Annotated in this window: 14 protein-coding genes; 4 read left to right on the forward strand and 10 right to left on the reverse strand. The window is 64.4% G+C overall.

Translation table 11 applies throughout. From position 1 onward, the window contains the following. Positions 1-18: 18 nt before the first annotated feature. The 8 genes from ACRHIG_RS02020 to ACRHIG_RS02055 form a co-directional block, all read right to left on the reverse strand. Positions 19-987, reverse strand: a complete 969-nt coding sequence (locus ACRHIG_RS02020) for a substrate-binding domain-containing protein (protein WP_489629220.1) — start codon at positions 985-987, stop codon at positions 19-21. A 61-nt stretch (positions 988-1,048) separates the two neighbouring features. After that, positions 1,049-2,056 carry an ABC transporter permease gene (locus ACRHIG_RS02025; RefSeq protein WP_489629221.1) on the reverse strand — a complete coding sequence of 336 codons (1,008 nt, stop codon included), beginning with the start codon at positions 2,054-2,056 and terminating at the stop codon, positions 1,049-1,051. After that, positions 2,037-3,524 (reverse strand): sugar ABC transporter ATP-binding protein, encoded by a 1,488-nt coding sequence (locus ACRHIG_RS02030; RefSeq protein ID WP_489629222.1) that lies wholly within the window; start codon positions 3,522-3,524, stop codon positions 2,037-2,039. The genes ACRHIG_RS02025 and ACRHIG_RS02030 overlap by 20 nt, the downstream gene beginning before the upstream one ends. Then, a complete protein-coding gene (locus ACRHIG_RS02035; RefSeq protein WP_489629223.1) occupies positions 3,524-4,549 on the reverse strand; it encodes a LacI family DNA-binding transcriptional regulator in 1,026 nt (341 codons plus the stop codon). The genes ACRHIG_RS02030 and ACRHIG_RS02035 overlap by 1 nt, the downstream gene beginning before the upstream one ends. A 193-nt stretch (positions 4,550-4,742) precedes the next feature. Then, positions 4,743-7,268: a glycerophosphodiester phosphodiesterase gene (locus tag ACRHIG_RS02040; RefSeq protein ID WP_489629224.1), complete on the reverse strand. Its 2,526-nt coding sequence runs from the start codon at positions 7,266-7,268 to the stop codon at positions 4,743-4,745. Position 7,269: 1 nt separating this feature from the next. Then, complete coding sequence (locus ACRHIG_RS02045) at positions 7,270-8,079, reverse strand: hypothetical protein (protein WP_489629225.1); 810 nt, start codon at positions 8,077-8,079, stop codon at positions 7,270-7,272. Between the two features lie 76 nt (positions 8,080-8,155). Continuing rightward, positions 8,156-9,187 (reverse strand): hypothetical protein, encoded by a 1,032-nt coding sequence (locus tag ACRHIG_RS02050; protein WP_489629226.1) that lies wholly within the window; start codon positions 9,185-9,187, stop codon positions 8,156-8,158. Beyond that, a complete protein-coding gene (locus ACRHIG_RS02055; RefSeq protein ID WP_489629227.1) occupies positions 9,184-9,948 on the reverse strand; it encodes a hypothetical protein in 765 nt (254 codons plus the stop codon). The genes ACRHIG_RS02050 and ACRHIG_RS02055 overlap by 4 nt, the downstream gene beginning before the upstream one ends. 187 nt (positions 9,949-10,135) lie before the next feature. Here ACRHIG_RS02055 and ACRHIG_RS02060 point away from each other — a divergent pair, with 187 nt between their 5' ends. The 4 genes from ACRHIG_RS02060 to ACRHIG_RS02075 all read left to right on the forward strand — a co-directional run bounded on the left by ACRHIG_RS02060 (position 10,136) and on the right by ACRHIG_RS02075 (position 14,644). After that, on the forward strand, positions 10,136-11,512 hold the full coding sequence (locus tag ACRHIG_RS02060; protein WP_489629228.1) for a caspase family protein: 1,377 nt from the start codon (positions 10,136-10,138) through the stop codon (positions 11,510-11,512). Between the two features lie 85 nt (positions 11,513-11,597). Further along, on the forward strand, positions 11,598-12,425 hold the full coding sequence (locus tag ACRHIG_RS02065; protein WP_489629229.1) for a hypothetical protein: 828 nt from the start codon (positions 11,598-11,600) through the stop codon (positions 12,423-12,425). 175 nt (positions 12,426-12,600) lie between these two features. Then, positions 12,601-13,332 (forward strand): hypothetical protein, encoded by a 732-nt coding sequence (locus ACRHIG_RS02070; protein ID WP_489629230.1) that lies wholly within the window; start codon positions 12,601-12,603, stop codon positions 13,330-13,332. A gap of 46 nt (positions 13,333-13,378) precedes the next feature. Beyond that, positions 13,379-14,644, forward strand: a complete 1,266-nt coding sequence (locus tag ACRHIG_RS02075; RefSeq protein ID WP_489629231.1) for a DUF6445 family protein — start codon at positions 13,379-13,381, stop codon at positions 14,642-14,644. Between the two features lie 114 nt (positions 14,645-14,758). Here ACRHIG_RS02075 and ACRHIG_RS02080 read toward each other — a convergent pair whose 3' ends face one another. Both ACRHIG_RS02080 and ACRHIG_RS02085 read right to left on the reverse strand, forming a co-directional pair. Continuing rightward, positions 14,759-15,700 (reverse strand): LysR family transcriptional regulator, encoded by a 942-nt coding sequence (locus ACRHIG_RS02080; protein ID WP_035823672.1) that lies wholly within the window; start codon positions 15,698-15,700, stop codon positions 14,759-14,761. 93 nt (positions 15,701-15,793) lie between these two features. Then, the gene (locus tag ACRHIG_RS02085) at positions 15,794-16,765 is read right to left on the reverse strand and encodes a glycoside hydrolase family 43 protein (RefSeq protein ID WP_489629232.1); all 972 of its coding nucleotides are present in this window, start codon (positions 16,763-16,765) and stop codon (positions 15,794-15,796) included.

Raw genomic sequence — 16,765 nt, forward strand, 5'->3', positions numbered from 1 at the left:
GGGGTCTGACCCCAGAATTTAAAAAGGCGAGTTCGGAAAGTAAAACTGCTTGGCGTTCTCGCGTGTGATCAGCACCGAGGGGATGATCGTGTTGGCCGGCAATTTATCACCTTTCAGGCGCGCTTCCGTCGTCAGCTTGATGGCGTCGTACATGAACTTCGGCGAGTACGACACGTCGGCCACGATCAGCGGGTCGGAACCGTCCATGATCTTTTTCACCGCGCCCTTCGCGCCCGCGCCGCCGAACACCTGCTTGATGTCCGTGCGCTTGGCTTGCGCGATGGCCTTCTGCACGCCGATGGCCATGTCGTCATCGGCGGCCCAGACGGCGTCGATGTGCTTGAAGCGGGTCAGATAATCCTGCATGACCTTGAAGGCATCGTCGCGGTTCCAGTTGCCGTACTTGGCGTCGAGCACCTTGATGTCGGGATGGCCCTTCATCACGGCGGAAAAGGCGTCAAAGCGCTCATTGTCGAGGGTGGTCGGCATGCCGCGCAACACGACGATATTGCCCTTGCCATGTAAACTTTTCGCCAGGTATTCGGCCGGCAGCTTGCCGAAGGCCGTGTTGTCGCCCGCGATGTACGCATCCTGCGACTGCGTGTTCGTCAAGCCGCGGTCCACCACCGTCACGTACACGCCCTTGCTTTTCACCTGCGCCACGGGCTGCGTCAGCGAGGCCGATTCGATGGGGAAGATCACCAGGGTGTTGATCTTGTTCACCGTCAACATATCCTGCAGCTGGTTCGCCTGCTCGGGCGCTGTGGCGGCCGTCTTGACGATGATTTTCAGCCCCGGATGGGCTTTCTCGAGTTCCGCCTTGGCCTGGTTCGCCCACCACACGATGCCCGAGGTAAAACTGTGCGTGGCCGTGGGGATGGCCACGCCGACGACGAGCTTGTCAGCGGCCTGCGCCGGCCCCATCGGCAGCGCCCACGCCTGCATCACCAGCACTGCCATCCCTGCTACCCGTATAAAGCTCTTCATGCTGCTCTCCTCCAAGGTTGTGGGCGCCCGTTGGCCGCCCGTTCAGAACGCCGCTGTGTTTTTATTTGCGGCCTCGCTGCAGGAAGGCGACGGCGATGATCACCACGCCTTGTACTGCGGCATTCAGGTAGACACTGATGATGCTGGTCAAATTCAGGATATTGCTGATCACGGACAGCAGGATGGCGCCGATGACGGTGCCGACGATGCGCCCTTCGCCGCCCTTCAGCGCGGTGCCGCCCACGACGACGGCGGCGATCGCTTCGAGTTCCCACAGCAAGCCCGTCGTCGGCGTGGCCGAGCCCAGGCGCGGCACGTAGAGCACCGTGGCGATGCCCACGCAGACGCCCAGCAGCATGTAGGTGGCGATTTTCACCCTGTCGACATGGATGGCCGCATAGCGCGCCACTTGCTCGTTGGAACCAATCGCCTGCACGTGGCGGCCGAACGTGGTGCGGTTCAATATGATGGCGCCGGCCGCGGCGACGAACAGGAAGATCCAGATCGGGATCGGCGCGCCCAGCACGCTCGTGTAGTAGACGGGGCTGTACAGCTCGGACAGGGTGGCGTCCAGGGTCAGCGCGCCGCCGTCGGCCAGGTACGTCAGCACGGCGCGGAAGATGCCCAGCGTGCCCAGGGTGACGATGAACGGTTCGATATTGCCCTTGCTGATCAACAAGCCGTGCATCAGGCCGAAACCGGCGCCCAAGACCAGGGCCATGGCAATGCCCAGCACCACCATGGTGATCGGCGCCAGGTTGCCCCCAGCGCCTTGCGCCAGCGCATTCATGAAATAGATCATGCAACCGGCGATCAGGGCCGCCATGGAGCCGACCGATAAATCGATGCCGCCCGAGATGATGACGAAGGTCATGCCGACGGCGATGATGCCGATGAAGGCCGTGCGCGTGAGCACGTTCATCAGGTTATCGAGGGTGGCGAAGTCGCCGTTGAGCAAGGTGCCCGCGATGCACAGCGATAACAAGCCCAGCACGGGGCCGAAACCCTTGATGCGCGCGCCGAATCGGGAGATTGGGGATACGGTGGTGTCAGTGCGTGCCGGTTGCATGGGCAATCAACTCCTCTTCGGTCAGGTGGTCAGCAGACAGGGTGGCTTGCAGGGTGCCGGCGCGCATCACGGCGACCCGGTGGCACAGGCCGATCAATTCGATCAGTTCCGATGAAATCACGATTACGGCGCGCCCTTCGGCGGCCAGGCGGTGAATCAAAAAGTAAATGTCGCGCTTGGCGCCCACGTCCACGCCGCGGCTCGGCTCATCGAGCACGACGACGCGGGGGTCCGAATGCAGGTATTTGGCCAGCGCCAGCTTTTGCTGATTGCCGCCGGACAGCATGCGCGCGCGGCTGTCGAGGTCGCCCGTGCGGATATTGAAATCCTCCACGGCCCTGGCCAGCGCCTGCTTCTCGCCCTTCACATCGAGCCACGGCCGCGCATAGCGCTCCATCGTCATCATCGTGAGGTTTTCGCGCAAGCCCAGGTTCACGTGCAAGCCTTTTCCCTTGCGGTCTTCGCTCAGGTAGGTCATGCCGTGCTGCATCGCTTGCTTGGGGCTACGGATATCCACGGGCTGGCCATTCAGATGGATCGTGCCCGCGCTGCGCGGGCGCAAGCCCAGCAGCGCTTCAAACGATTCCGTGCGCCCCGCGCCCACCAGGCCCGCAAAGCCCAGCACTTCGCCCGCACGCACCTCGAACGACAGCGCTTTCGCCCAGCCGGGCACGCTCAAGCCATCGACCTTCAGCAGGATCGGGGCATCGGGCGCCAGCGGCACTTTCGCGGGGAACATGTCGGACAATTCGCGCCCCACCATCAGGTTCGCCATCTGCTGGCGCGTGAGGCTGGCCGTCGGCTCGCGCGTGACGAAACGCCCGTCGCGCATGACGATGACCTCATCCGTATTGCGCTCCACTTCGTCGAGCTTGTGCGAGATATACAAGATGGTGACGCCATCGCTTTTGAGCTGCGCCATCACGGCGAACAAACGCTGGGTTTCCGACGACGTCAGGGTGGCCGTCGGCTCGTCCATGATCAAAAAGCGGGCGCGGCGCGACAGGGCCTTGGCGATTTCCACCAGCTGTTTTTCTGCAACGATCAGGTCGCGTATTTTGGTGTCGGGCGAGACGTCCAGCCCCACCTGTTTCAGGTAGCGCGACGCTTCCTCGCGCATGGCGGCCTCGTCGAGCAGCCAGCCGCGCGTCTTTTCATGGCCGAGGAACATGTTCTGCGCCACCGTCAGGTGTTCGGCCAGGTTGAATTCCTGGTGGATCAGCACGATGCCGGCGGACTCCGCCGCGCGCGAACTGGCAAAGCGCCGGGGCTGGCCATCGATCAGCAGCTGGCCTTCGCTCACGCCCTCGTAGCCGGCGAGGATTTTCATCAGGGTCGACTTGCCGGCGCCATTTTCGCCCAGCAAACCATACACGCGCCCGGGCGACAGGGTAAAACTGACGCCATGCAAGACGCGCACGGGGCCGAAATCCTTGCACACCCCCTCGAAACCGACGGCAACGCTCACTATGCACTCCCTCGCAAGACCAAGTTATGTTCCAGCAGCACGCCCGGCACCTGTGCCGCCGGGTCCGCCAGCCGCTGCAGCAGCAAGCGCGCCGCCGTCTCTCCCAGCTCGCACATCGGCTGCGCGATGGTGGTCAATCCCGGGTCGATCTGCGCGGCGATGGCGATATCGTCGAAGCCGATCACGGCCACGTCCTCGGGCACGCGCTTGTTCAGCTGGCGCAGCGCGCTCAGCACGCCGATGGCCAGGGTGTCGGAGACGGCAAAGATGGCCGTCGGCGCATCGGGCCCCGCCATCATGCGCAAGGTGGCGGCCGTGCCCGCTTCATAGTCGAGGCTTTGCACCGTGTGCACCCACTGCGGCCGCACGGGCAGGCCGGCCCCCGCCAGGGTGTCCAGATAGCCTTGCTGGCGTTGCCGCGCATACAGATAGCGTTCGTCAGAATTGATCAGGCCGATGCGCGTGTGGCCGCGCGACAGCAGGTGCGCGACGGCGTCCGACGCGGCCCGGTGGTTGTCGATGCCGACATAGGGCACGGCCACGGCGGGGTCGAATTCGCAGCACGCCACCCACGGCAGGCTGACGGATTCATGCGACAAGGCATGCTGCACCGTGTCCGGGTCCAGGCAGATGGCGCCATCGGCGCGGTGCATGCGCAGCAGGTCGAAGTAGGAACGCTCGCGGCCCGCATCGGCGCCCGTGTCGCACAGCAAGACGAAGTAGCCGTGCTCACGCGCCACCGTATCGATGCCGCGCACGATCTGCGCATAGAAGGGGTTGCCCACGTCGGGCACCATGGTGAGCAGCATGCGGCTCTCGGCCGTGCGCAGGCTGCGCGCCAGGTGGTTCATGCGGTAGCCGAGCGCGGCCACGGACGCCAGCACCTTGTCGCGCGTGGGCGCCCGCACCCCGGCCTGCTCGTTCATCACGCGCGAGACGGTGGCCACCGACACGCCCGCATGCGCGGCGACGGCGCTGATGGAGACGGTTTCTGTCGGCAAGGAAGACGGGACGGCTGGCGGCATGGGGGTTTCACATAAAATGTAATCGATTACATTTATAGGCCAGTCGGGCGTGCGATGCAAACATTATCGATGCTGCGATGCGCAAAAGATGTGCAAAAAACGGCCCTGTACGGGCCGTTGGACGCTGCAATTTCTGGGGTGGCAAGGCGCTCTGCTGCACGGCAAAACCGGCGCCTCGCAAAGCAGCGACAACTTATTTCATCATCGCGCAAAACGTCTCGGGATTGCCGTCAAGAATGACGCCGCTGGGCAGGCGGTGGCTGCGCTGCTGGGCGCGCAGCAGCGAGGCGGCCAGGGCCGAGTCGCCATCGACGGCGTAGACGAAGACGGGCATGCTCAGACCAGCCGCATCGTCCAGCAGCCTGGGATTGGCGTCCAGGCTGCGCGCGTCCACGTGCACGCCGACGGGCATGCCGATCTGCTGCTGCACGCGCTGCAGCCAGGGCTTGTCCAGCTTGGGCGGACGGGCATTTTTCGCGATATAGCGGCTGACCCGGTTGGTGCCGGCCGCCTGCGCATTGCGCGCGTCAAACACGAGCAGGCCCAGGTAGCCCTGCGGATCGGCGCGGCGCGCACAGGCGAGGTTGTTCGGCACGCCCGAGGTCAAAAACCAGTTGCCATGCTTGATGTTGGCGCGCAACTGCCCCACCAGGGTGGCGATCGGCGCGCACGAGGCCACGACATCCTTGATTTCCGCATTCAGGGTCTTGCCCGGAAAAGCCGTGGCCAGGTCGGCCACATCGCTGACGAAGGGCGGCGTTTCCGGCGTGGCCGCGCCGCGGTTCTTCATGCTGGCGGCGCGCCAGTCGTCGGCCGTCAACTGTTTCACGGTGCGGGGCGATCCCGTGTCGACGACCCGGCCCGTCAGCAGGTCATGGTGCACCACCCAGCTGCCGTCGCCCAGCAGCTGCAAATCCGTCTCGACGCCGTCCCAGGTGCCGAAATACGTGTTGCGCAGCGCGCTCAGCGAGTTTTCCGGCGCATTGCCGGCGCCACGGTGGGCATGCACCTTCATGCCCAGGCAGTCGGCCTGGACGGCCGTGCTGGCCATGCACAGCAGCAAGGCCAGGGCGGCCGCCTTATTTTTTTCCGGGTGATAACCATATTCGAGTCCCTGCAAAATATTGATGCGGATCGCTTCGTTGACGGGGTAGCTGTAGCCCTGCCCCACCGCCACGACGTGCGTGATATTGGCCAGCAAGCCCTTGCCGGCGATTTGCCAGCGCGTGCTGTCGCCGTCGGCCTGGCGGTTCCAGTCCAGCATCTGGCGGAACAGCTCGCTCTTCGTGACATTGTTGTCCAACAGGCTGAAGATGCCCCAGGTGCCCAGGAAGGCGCCGGCCAGCACGCCCGTGGCGATCCAGGCGGAACGGCGGCTCAGCTGGCCATCGGCGCCCGCCTGCTCGCCCCGGCGCGCCGCCAGCACCAGCAAGCCCACGGTGGCGATCAGGTACAGCAGTTTCGAAAAGTGGCCGATGGCGCCCAGCAGCGAGAAAAACAGGGCGACGGGCGGCACGATGGCCGCGCGCGCCGCTTCCTTGCCCTCCGCATAATACTTGCCATGCACTTCGAAGTCGCTGCGGCTGGCGCGGTATTCCACCAGCTTTTCCGCCGTCTGGCGCGCGGCGAACTGGTCGAACAGGCGGCTGAACTCGGCCGGGCTCGCATACGCGTCCTGCACCACGGCGCCCTTCGGCAGCCGCAAGCCCTTGCTCGCTTCGCTGCCGTCGCCGCCGTCCGGCCCGTCTCGCAGCACGGCCTGGATGCCGGGGCGCGCCACGAAGGCGGGGAAGGACAGGCCGGGCGGAATGCGGTCGCCCTTGATAGTCAACCCCTTGCCGGCCGCTTCCGACGCATAGCGGCGCTTGACGGCCAGGCGGAACGAAATCTGGTCGGCCGGATGCCAGTTGGCCGACACGGGCACCTTCTTGCGCACATTGTTGACCACGGCCGCCTTGCGCCGCGCCGGCACGGAATGCGGCTGCCAGCCGTGGCGCGACAGGCTTTGCCGGTAATCGTTCCACGCCGATTCCTGCTGCTGGCGCAAGCCCGCATCGTCGTCGGGAATGATACCCGAATACAATTTCCACTTGTCATGCACTTCGCCGATCGCCTGCTGGTACTTGTCATAGTAGCCGGCCGCGCCGCCGGCGATCTTGCGGACATTAAAATTGATCAACTGCTCCTTGGCCGGCTCCATGCGCTCGTCGAGGTGGCCCACCGAGACGGCCAGGAACGGGAACAGGGCAAGGAAAGCCTTGCCTTCGGGCTTGGCAAACAGGGTGGCATCATCGACCAGGCCCTGCAATTGCAGGCTGCCGCCCACCAGCGAGCGCTGCATCAGGGTGGTGTTGAAGGCCAGGCGGCGAAATTGCGCATCGCGCGTTTCCACCAGCACCGTGACGGTCGTCTTCAGAATGCCGAACACGACCGCGGCCGTGGCGACGCAACAGAAGACGATCTTTTTCCAGCTGGGGCCGCTGCCATTGTTCTTCAGGCGGCGGCGCCACATCAGCTGCAGCACCACCAGCGCGGCGGCGATGCCCGACAGGCTGCGGCCATAGAATTCCACGCCCTCCACGTCGTGCGGCTTGACGTCGCCACCCACCACGTCGAGCAAACGGGCATTGAAGCCCAGCTCGCAGCACAAATAAATGATCGTCAGGACGATCAGGATCAAGGTCTGTCGGATTTGCAGACTGCGCAGACTCGCGGCCATCTTATTTCCTCAGATCGATGACGACGGGCTTGATCTCTTCAGCCTGGAAGATCATCGGCGCCGCAGGGGCAGCCGCCGCGCTGCGCGGGGCCGGCAGGCTGATGGCGGGCGCCGCCGCCCTGGCCGGGGTCTCCTGGCGGCGCGGCTTGGCGCTGGCGCGGCTGCCCGTTTTCGGCGCGGCGGCCGGGGCCGGAGCGGCGGCCGGCGGGGCGGGAATCACGCGGCCGCTGCCGTCGCCAGCCGGGAAAGTCGTAATGACGGGGCCGGTAGCGCGCAAGGCGTCGTCGGCAAACGGCTGGGCGCGCGTATCGACGCCGGGCGGCACGGCCACGCTGGCGTTGAGCAGGCGGTTGTCCGTGTAGATCATGCGCGACAGACGGTTGTAGTTGGGAAAGTCGATATTCAGCGATTTCGCGTCCGCCGCCAGTTCCACGCGGGGGCGGTCCTTGCAATTGCCGACCGTCCACTGCAGCACGTCCGTGCCCTGGAACGCCAGCACTTCATAGCGGTAGGCGCAGCCGCGCTCCTGGGTTTCGACGATCACCACGGTGCGCTCGCCCACGTTCTCCACGCGCGCCACGCGGGCCGTGATCGCGTTGGCCAGCGGCACGACGCGAAACGCCTGCGACAGCTTGATCGAATACTTGCCTTGCGGATCCTTGCGCAAGGTGCCTTCCGTGCCGTCGCGCAGGCGGAAGGTGGACAGCGGCGTGCCGAACAGCTCGGCCGTATCCAGGCCCACCATCACGCCGCCGCGGCCGTTCGGCGTCATGGCGCAGCCCGCCAACAGCATGCCGGCGGCCACGCTCATGGCCAGTGTGCGCCAGTGCGCGGATGCAAAATTCTTATACGTTGTCATGCTCGATAACTTTCTCTTATTTCAGGATTCAGGGATTGATGACGGCCAGCGGATTGCCCGGGCCTGGCGGCGGCAAGACTTTCTGGCGGTCGCGCGACAGCACGGTGAAGGCGCCGAGCGTATCGGGACCGGCGACGATTTCCAGTTGCTCGCGCTGCAGCCAGGTGCGGATCTCCGCCTCCGTGGCGTCGGCACGGAACAACACGCGGAAGCGCACGCCCGTCTCGACGCCGCTGCGCTGTGGAGCACCATTGCGGAATTCCGCATTGCCGACGACAGCCTGGTCTTTCGGCAGGAACAGCCAGGCCGATTGCACCACCATCACGCTGGCGGCCACGGCGGTGACGATCTTCAGCCAGCGATTCGCATTGGCCGCCTTGATTGGCGTCATCTGTGGCGCGGCGGCATCGGCCGAAGCGATCTGCAACTGCTGCAAGCCCTGGCGCAGCAATTGCCGGTAGGCCACGCGACCATCCTTGCCCAACTCGCTCGACAGCGGCGTGCCCGTCAAGGCGTAATCGTCGCCGGGCAAGGCCACGCGGGCGATCACGCCGGGCGCCGCCGTGGCCCCATTGGCGCGGCCATGCGTTTCCAGCCAGCGCGCCGCCTGCAGGCGCTCCTGGCTGAACACGCCCAGGCAGGCGCCCAGGTCCGTCACGGCCACGGTCACGGGCATGTCGCACAGCACCAGGCCCGCGCGCGGGTCGGCGGGCGCGTCGCGCTCCTCGACCACGAGGCCGCAGGCATCCGCATACGACGCATCTGGCGTGACGAGCCAGCCGCGCCAGCGCTGGCGCGTGCTGTCCCAGGCGTCGAGCAGCACGGCGCCAAAGCCGGGGCAACGCGCCAGCAGGTGGATCTGTCCGCCCGCGATGGGCCGCGCGGCCAGGGGCGCCGCGTCGCTGCGGCGCGCAAAGCCTTGCATCACATGTTCCGGTACGGCAATGCCGCGCCAGTCGGGGGTAGTGCCCGCCACGTCCGCGTCCAGCAGCTCGGCGGACGGCGGGGGCGATGGCAGGCGCGCGGCAACGATGGCCAGCGAGGGCGTCAATGCAGTCATGCCGGTGGCCTTTCATCAGGGTTCGGGGAGGTGGACACGGGGTCCATGTGCAGGGATAACGCGGCCACGCACAGAATATCCAAAACTATTTGCGCCGCCTGCATATCGCGCGCACCCAGGGCATCGCCCACGCGCAGCTTGAGCAGGTTCAAGACCCAGCTGCCCAGCAAGGTGGCGCGGTGGGCCGGCTCGACGATCTGCCGTCCCGCGCTGGCGGGATCGCCCTTCTGGCGGTGCACGAGACCTAATTTTCCGCCGTGGTAATGCGCGGATGCGATCTGCTCGGCCAGTTCCTTGACGGGCATGCCGCCACAGCCGCAATGGCGCAGCAGCAAGATCAAATCGCGGGGCAGGGTGGCGATAAACACGCCGGCCGACTCGCGCACTTGCTGCGGCGTGAGCTGGTAGTCGCGCAGCGGCGCCGCATAAGAGTCGGGCGATTGCAAGTCGCAGCCCTCTTGCGCATCGGCATCCTCGTCGTCGCGCTGCTTGCGCAACTGGTCGATGATGAAGCGCTTGAAGTACAGGAACAAGGCGCCGACGTGGTGGGGCGCGGCGTCGCTGTCGCCATGCAGGACTTTTTCAATGAAGAACTGGTGGCGCAAGTCGGCCAGCGAATCGCCGAGCGAGGCCGCCTCGCGCGGGCGGCATGGCGTCAGCGCGGCGATGACGCGCTGGTAAAACTCGCCCAGTTCGGCTTGTGTCAGCCGCTGGCGGCGCGTCCAGAAGTCATGAATGCGTTCAAATTGTTCCGATTGCAAAGCCGGTCCGATCGTGTGTTGGGCGGCACGCGCCACTGGCCGGCGGCGATGCGCACAGGCAAACAAGCAATGCGCTGGCCAGACAAGAGAAACTTGTCAGTAAGGTAAAATGCATTTAGGCAATTTTCTCATATCACAGTCAAAATCGCTAACTTTTGTTACTTTCACGACAATCCCCGAGACCCTGATGCAACGCCTGATTCCCCTGTTTTTCAGCCTGTTCTTTTTACTGCTCAGCAACGTCGTGCACGCCGCCGCGCCGGCGGCTCCCGGCAAGCGCATCGCCCTGGTGATCGGCAACGCGGCCTATCCGCAGCCGCTATTGAATCCTGTGAACGATGCGCGCGCCATGGCCGAGCGCCTGCGCCGCCTGGGCTTTGAGGTGCTGTTGCGCACGGACATCAATGCGCAACAGCTGCAAAAGGCGTCGGCCGAGTTTTCCACGCAGGCGCGCGGTGCCGATATCGCCCTCGTGTTTTACGCAGGCCACGGCGCCCAGGCGGGCGAAGCCAATTATGTGTTGCCGCTGGGCGCCAACATGCATGCACTCAGCGCCGCCGCCATTGCCGCCCAGGGCGTGTCCGTTTCCAGCCTGGCGGGCGATCTGCAGCGCACGGGGGCGCGCGGCGCCGTGCTGATCCTCGACGCTTGCCGGCAGGAATATACGCGCGGCGGCGCCGTGATGGTCCCTGGCGGCGGCAACGCGGCCAGCCACGGCTTTGCCGACACGCAAGCGCCACGGGGCGTGGTGATCGCCTATTCGGCCGGCCCCGGCGCCCTGGCGCGCGATTTCTGGTCGCCCGATTCGCGCAACAGCCCGTACACCAGCGCCCTGCTCGACGCGCTCGACGCCCCGGGTCTGCCGATGAGCGACGTGTTCTCGCAAGTGGCGGCCAGGGTCGCCGCCATGACGCACGACGTGCAAAAGCCGCGCGTGTCATTTGGCGAAACGTCGGCCCGCCTGGTGCTGAACATGGGCAGCGGCAAGGGCATCAGCCCGCCGGCACCGGGCGTGCTGGCCGGCTCTCAAGGACAGGGCGGCGTGCGCGCACCTGCGCCAGCGGTGGAAAAGCCGGCCGCACTCGGTGCCAAGGTGTGGCCAGGCAATGTGCTGCAAGACATCAACTATGAAATCCGCATGCAGATCGCGGCCCGGCCGTTTCCCCGCCAGCAGCTGGAAAAGCGCGCGCGGGGCGGCGATCTGGTGGCGCTGACGGCCCTCGGCTACGGCATCGGCGGCGGCGATGCGGGAATCAAACAGCCGAAGGCGGGCATGCAGTGGCTGGAAAAGGCGGCCGCCAAGGATTTTCCGATTGCCCAGACCTATCTGGCCGAATTGCTGATGGTCAAGGGCGATCCGGCGTCATTGAAACGGGCCGGCGTGCTGCTGGACGCCGCTTCGCAGGCCGGCTACAGCCCCGCCCACGCCTATAAATTCGACCTGGCACGGCGCACGGGCGCGCCGCCGCAGGATGCGGCCCGCCATCTGCAGGATGCCTTCATGGGCTTGATGAAGGATTACCAGGGCGCCGCCAAGGACGTATTACAGCCGCCGAAAAAATAACTCAAAATAATTTTGGATTTCCCTGAACTGCCCCCGTTATCCGTGGGTACATGCAATACAGCATGACAGTGACCAGGGAAATCTTATGCACACATCCAGCCCGGCAGCAACCATTACCACCGGCCAACGGGGCCGCATCCTCGCCTACCAAGCAAGCGGACAAGGTTCCGTCAGCGTGGCCGGCATCCAGCATGCCTTCGACGTGGCCACCCACTGGCGCTCGGACGTGGCGCCCGCCATCAACGCCGTCGTCGACGTGCGCTTCGATGATGCCGGCGACCTCGCCACCGTCACGGCCATTCCCGCCCAGCAACTGGCGCAGGAAGACATGGCCGGTGCCGCCAAGCTGGCGCGCGACAAGGGCCAGCAACTGTGGGGCCGGGCCGTCTCGGCGCTCGGCATCCAGGTGCTGGCCAGCCTTGGCGTGCTGATCGCCGGCGCCTTCATCTTCAACACCATCGGCATCCGTTTGTTCGCCTCCGTCTCGCGCACCTATTGGCAGCTGCTGGGCCTGTCCGCGGACAGCCTGGAGAGCTTTGCCCGCGATGGCGGCAGCGGTTTTACCTCGGCCCAATTTTTCTTCCTGCTGGCCATCGCCGCCTGCTGCGCCACCATGGCCAGCAGCCACCCGAAAGCGGCGCTGGGCAAGTGCGCGCCGCTGCTGTTCATCATCCTCCACAGCAGCTTGCTGTTCATCAAGATCAAGGGCGCCGTGAGCGACGCGGGCAACGCCATGGGCGGCATCATGGGCAACCGCGCGGCCCGCATGGCCGAACAGATGGCCAGCGAAATGCTGGGCCAAGTGTGGCAGGGGCTCTCGTTCGGCATCGGCTTTTACCTGGTGCTGGCCGCGTCCATCGTCCTCGCGGCCTATGGCGTAGGCGAATACAAACGCTTGGGAGGCAAGCACTGAAAACCTACTGCGCAGCCCACTTCCGGGTCGGCGTTGCTCACCGTACATAAAGTACGGTTCCGCTACTCAACCCGGCATTGGGCTTGCTCGCTACGGTTTTCAGCGCTGCCGTGACTTTCACAACCCTAAAAATTAAAACCGTCACTACCTTTTAACTGATCTTAAAGGAAATATCATGCAACGTACCCTGCCCGCCCTGCTCGCCATCGCCATCCTGCTGTCCGCCTGCGGCAAGCCCTCCGAGAATGCAACGCCGGCGGCTTCGGCGCCCGCCACCAGCGTGGCCGACATGGCCGCCAAAGCCCAGGTAAAAGCGGCGGCCGCCAGCCTGCCGCAAGCGGACCCGGGCACGCCAAGCGCCAGCTATGTCGACATCACCAGCGGCAATCAACTGATGTACAGCTACATCGCCCTGTCCGGCGTGCCGCCCGACTATGCGGCCGTGGCGCAGCGCATCTCGCGCGAATATGCGGGCAGCAACGACGCCTTCCGCAAGCAGGAAGTGCTGGACGCGCTGAAACCGCAGATCGACGCCAAGGTCAATGAGGCGAAGACGAAACGCTACCTGCGCTACCAGATCAACGGCCAGGGCGCGCTGTCGCCGTACGCCATGGACAAGGCCGCCTTCCCCGCCAAGTTCGCCGAAGCGGGCACGTATTACTACATGTACGACAACGGCGACTACAAGCTGGCATTTACCAACGGCGACGGCTACTCGCTGCTGAAGGTGGACCAGGACGCGGCGCGCAAGATCGAGGCGGCGCGCAGCGGCTACAAGGATTTCGCCATCATCGTGTACGCCTATGCCCAGGAAGCGGACATGGCCAGCAACCAGGTCAAGGCGCAGATCGTCAAGGTGGCGATCAAGCTGAACGGACAGGAAATTCCCGTCAGCCAGGCGCTGTAGAACGAGCTCGGTTACACTGTTCGCCACATTGCATCGGGATACTGACATGGGCGAACAGACACTGGCGGAACAACAGCTGGCCAAGGGCCGGCAACTGCAGCAGCAAGGCAAGCTGATCGAAGCGATCAACGCCTATCAGGCGGCTTTTAAACAGGACCCGGCCCTGGCCGAAGCCCAGCATTTCCAGGGCCTGGCGATGCTGGAACTGGGCCAGGGCACCATCGGCCTGGGCCTGTTGAAACTGTCGCTCAAGCAACAGCCCGACAACGCCCTGTTCCACTACAACCTCGGCAACGTGCTGCGCGGCACGGACAGCGAGGCGGCGCTGGCCAGCTACGCCACGGCGGCGCGGCTGGCGCCGCACGAGCACGATTTCGCCATCAGCCATGCGGAATTGCTGATGGGAAAACAGCGGCTGATGGAGACCATCGCGGAACTGGAACGTGCCCACGCCCTGCGCCCCCAGCGCTGGCAAACCCTGCAAGGCCTGGCCGAGCTGTATTACCGCACGGGACAGCAGGAACTGGCCTTGGCCCGCTATGCGCAAGGCCTGGCGCTGCACCCGGCGCTGGCGCAAACCTGCCGCATCGGCTTTGCCAGCCCGCAAGCGGAATACGCCGAAACTTTGACGGCGCTCAATGTCGCAGATGACATACACGATTTTATCCGTGAAACCGACCTGCACATCCTCGACGATTTCCTGCCCGATCCGGCCGCCTGGCGCGCCCAGGCGCTGGCGCTGCCGTTCGAGCAGCAGCGCTATGCGGGACAGAACTATCCGGGCAGCCAGACGGCGGGCCAGCCCAGCCAGGCCATCATGGAGCGCATCGCCACGGCGCTGGGCCGCCCCATCCGTTTCATCTCGCCCGACAATGGCTCGTATCGCCTCAGCTATGCGGACGCGATGGCGCGCACGGATATCCACGTGGATAACGAGACGGGCAATAACTTCAATTTCTATGCGGGCGTGCTGTATCTGAACCCGCCCGAGCAATGCCAGGGCGGCACCACGTTCTGGCGCCACCAGCCCAGCGGCTGGTACCGGCGCTTGCCCGAGGCGGACGTGAAAGCGGGCGGCTATGCCAGCTTCAAGGATTTCCAGAAGCGCTGGCTGCCGAACAGTAAAGTGCAGAAATTCAACGACTTGCAGGAACAGCGCGACAGTTGGCAAGCCCTGCTGGAAGTGCCGATGCGCCATAACCGCCTGATCGTCTACAAGGGCCACTACTTTCACTCGATCAGCAATGTGTTTGGCGACACGCCGGAAAATGGCCGGTTGGTGCAGCTGTTTTTCTTTGAGGTGCCGGATTAGGGGTAACGGGCAATTGTCGGATTACGCCCTGCGGGCTAATCCGACCTACTGTCACCGGACCATGCGTAGGTCGGATTAGCGGAACGCGTAATCCGACACAACCACCGCCTCGGATCAATACATGTCGGCGGCCGTGGCGCGTACCGCTTTCAACAACATATCCGCCCCCGGCGACAACAGATGATCCTGCTGGCGGATGATGCCGAAGGCATCCATCTTGCACGGCAGCTCAATCGGCAAAATGCTCAGCACGTTCAGCGATTCATAGTAGTGGGCCACTTCCGTCGGCATCACGTGCAGCGAATCCGTCTGCTGCAGCAAGGACGTGATCAGCAGCAAGGCGGTCGTGTCGACCACGTCGACGGGCGGTTCCAGACTGGCGCGGCGGAACATCATGTCGAAGCGGTGGCGCAGGATGCTGCCTTGCGGCGGCAAGATCCACGGCTGGCCCGCCAGGTCCTTCAATTGCAGATTCTTGCGCGACAGCAGTGGGTGGCCATTGCGCGCCACGGCGCTGGCCGGCTCTTCCGTCAATTCCTCGTAGATGAGTCCGGCGCTGCTTTCCTTTTCCAGGATGCGCCCGATCATGAAATCCAGGGTGCCATGCTGCAGCATGTCCATCAGGGTGTTGCTGTGTTCCAGATGCACGCCGATGCGCATCAGCGGCGCCTGCTGCTTGATGCGGGCAATCGCGCGCGGCAGCAAGGCCATCGCCGGCGTCATGATGACACCCACTTCCACCTGGCCCGTCAGGCCCGACTTCAGGGCGACGATGTCGTCATGCGCCAGCGACAGGCTAGTTAACGCCATGCGCGCGTGGCGTATCATCGTTTCGCCGTAGATGGTCGGCTCCATACCGCGCGGCAACCTGTCGAACAGGCGCACGTCCAGCATCTCTTCCAGGTCCTTGATTTGCTTGGACGCGGCCGGCTGCGTCATGTGCAATTCTTCCGCCGCGCGGTGGATGTTGCGCTGCTCGTCCAGGGCGATCAGCAGCAGCAATTGCCGCGTCTTCAGGCGGGCTCGCAAGAACCAGTTGGGGTTGAGGGTATCCATGAATAAATCATATCATGATCGATATCAGTTTTAACTCAATATCGATATTCCAGATATCGGTTTGTCTCCTTTTTGAGCGTCGTCAAGCAGCGATCACGGTGCCTTGCAGGCGGCGCTGGGATTAGGTGCCGGGCCAGCCGTTTGGTGGATGAATTCGATCGTGCCGTCGGGCTTGTATTTCAGCTCTTCCACGGCCACGGAACGCCGGTATTCCCCGCCGCCTGGCAACTTGTCGTTGTGATAGAAGATGTAGGACTTGCCGTTGAACTCGATGATGGCCTGGTGGATGGTTTTCACGACGGCATTCTTGTCCATGATGGTGCCACGGAAATGCCAGGGGCCCGTCGGCGTGGGTCCCGTCGCATATGCCGTTTCTTCCGGGAAGTTGCGCGAGTACGACAAGTAATACGTGCCCGCATGCTTGTGCATATAGGCCGCTTCCGTGAACGCATCCATGCCGAAGGTCAGGATCGGGCCATCGAGCTCCGTCATGTTGGCTTTGAGCTTGGCGTACTTCAAGACCGTGTTGCCCCAGTAAAGGTAGGCTTGGCCATCCGTGTCGATGAAGACGGCCGGGTCAATGTCGTCCCACGGGATCGCCGTCTGCTGCGTCATGTCGTTCGTGATCAGGGCGCTGCCGCGCGCGTCGACGAAGGGGCCCGTGGGGCTGTCGGACACGGCCACGCCGATGGCCTTGCCGGGGATGGTCTTGTGGTCGACGGTCGAGTAAAAATAGTATTTGCTGCCGCGCTTGACGATGTCGCCCGCCCACGCGTCCTTGGCGGCCCAGGCGAAGGTCGAGTAACGCACGGGCGAGCCGTGGTCGGTCCAGTTGGCCATGTCGCACGAGGAATACACGCGCCACTCGTGCATCCGGTAATCCGTGTCCGTGGCGCTCGCTTCATCGTGGCCCACGTACAGATACACCCTGCCATTGTCGACCAGCGCGGCCGGATCGCCCGTGTAGATATTTTTCACGATGGGGTTGGCCGCCTGCGCGCCGCATGCCGCGCAGGCGAGCACCGCCGCCATGCCGATGGCGGCACGTGTGTGTTGCTGGAACAT

This window comes from Janthinobacterium sp. C22 (assembly GCF_057919405.1).

What these genes read in the sequence shown, in the direction of transcription:
- ACRHIG_RS02065 (WP_489629229.1), top strand. Translation starts at nt 11,598, where the DNA reads ATGCACACATCCAGCCCGGCAGCAACCATTACCACCGGCCAACGGGGC.
- ACRHIG_RS02035 (WP_489629223.1), bottom strand. Translation starts at nt 4,549, where the DNA reads ATGCCGCCAGCCGTCCCGTCTTCCTTGCCGACAGAAACCGTCTCCATC.
- ACRHIG_RS02025 (WP_489629221.1), bottom strand. Translation starts at nt 2,056, where the DNA reads ATGCAACCGGCACGCACTGACACCACCGTATCCCCAATCTCCCGATTC.
- ACRHIG_RS02070 (WP_489629230.1), top strand. Translation starts at nt 12,601, where the DNA reads ATGCAACGTACCCTGCCCGCCCTGCTCGCCATCGCCATCCTGCTGTCC.
- ACRHIG_RS02020 (WP_489629220.1), bottom strand. Translation starts at nt 987, where the DNA reads ATGAAGAGCTTTATACGGGTAGCAGGGATGGCAGTGCTGGTGATGCAG.
- ACRHIG_RS02060 (WP_489629228.1), top strand. Translation starts at nt 10,136, where the DNA reads ATGCAACGCCTGATTCCCCTGTTTTTCAGCCTGTTCTTTTTACTGCTC.
- ACRHIG_RS02085 (WP_489629232.1), bottom strand. Translation starts at nt 16,765, where the DNA reads ATGTTCCAGCAACACACACGTGCCGCCATCGGCATGGCGGCGGTGCTC.
- ACRHIG_RS02050 (WP_489629226.1), bottom strand. Translation starts at nt 9,187, where the DNA reads ATGACTGCATTGACGCCCTCGCTGGCCATCGTTGCCGCGCGCCTGCCA.
- ACRHIG_RS02045 (WP_489629225.1), bottom strand. Translation starts at nt 8,079, where the DNA reads ATGAGCGTGGCCGCCGGCATGCTGTTGGCGGGCTGCGCCATGACGCCG.
- ACRHIG_RS02080 (WP_035823672.1), bottom strand. Translation starts at nt 15,700, where the DNA reads ATGGATACCCTCAACCCCAACTGGTTCTTGCGAGCCCGCCTGAAGACG.
- ACRHIG_RS02040 (WP_489629224.1), bottom strand. Translation starts at nt 7,268, where the DNA reads ATGGCCGCGAGTCTGCGCAGTCTGCAAATCCGACAGACCTTGATCCTG.
- ACRHIG_RS02075 (WP_489629231.1), top strand. Translation starts at nt 13,379, where the DNA reads ATGGGCGAACAGACACTGGCGGAACAACAGCTGGCCAAGGGCCGGCAA.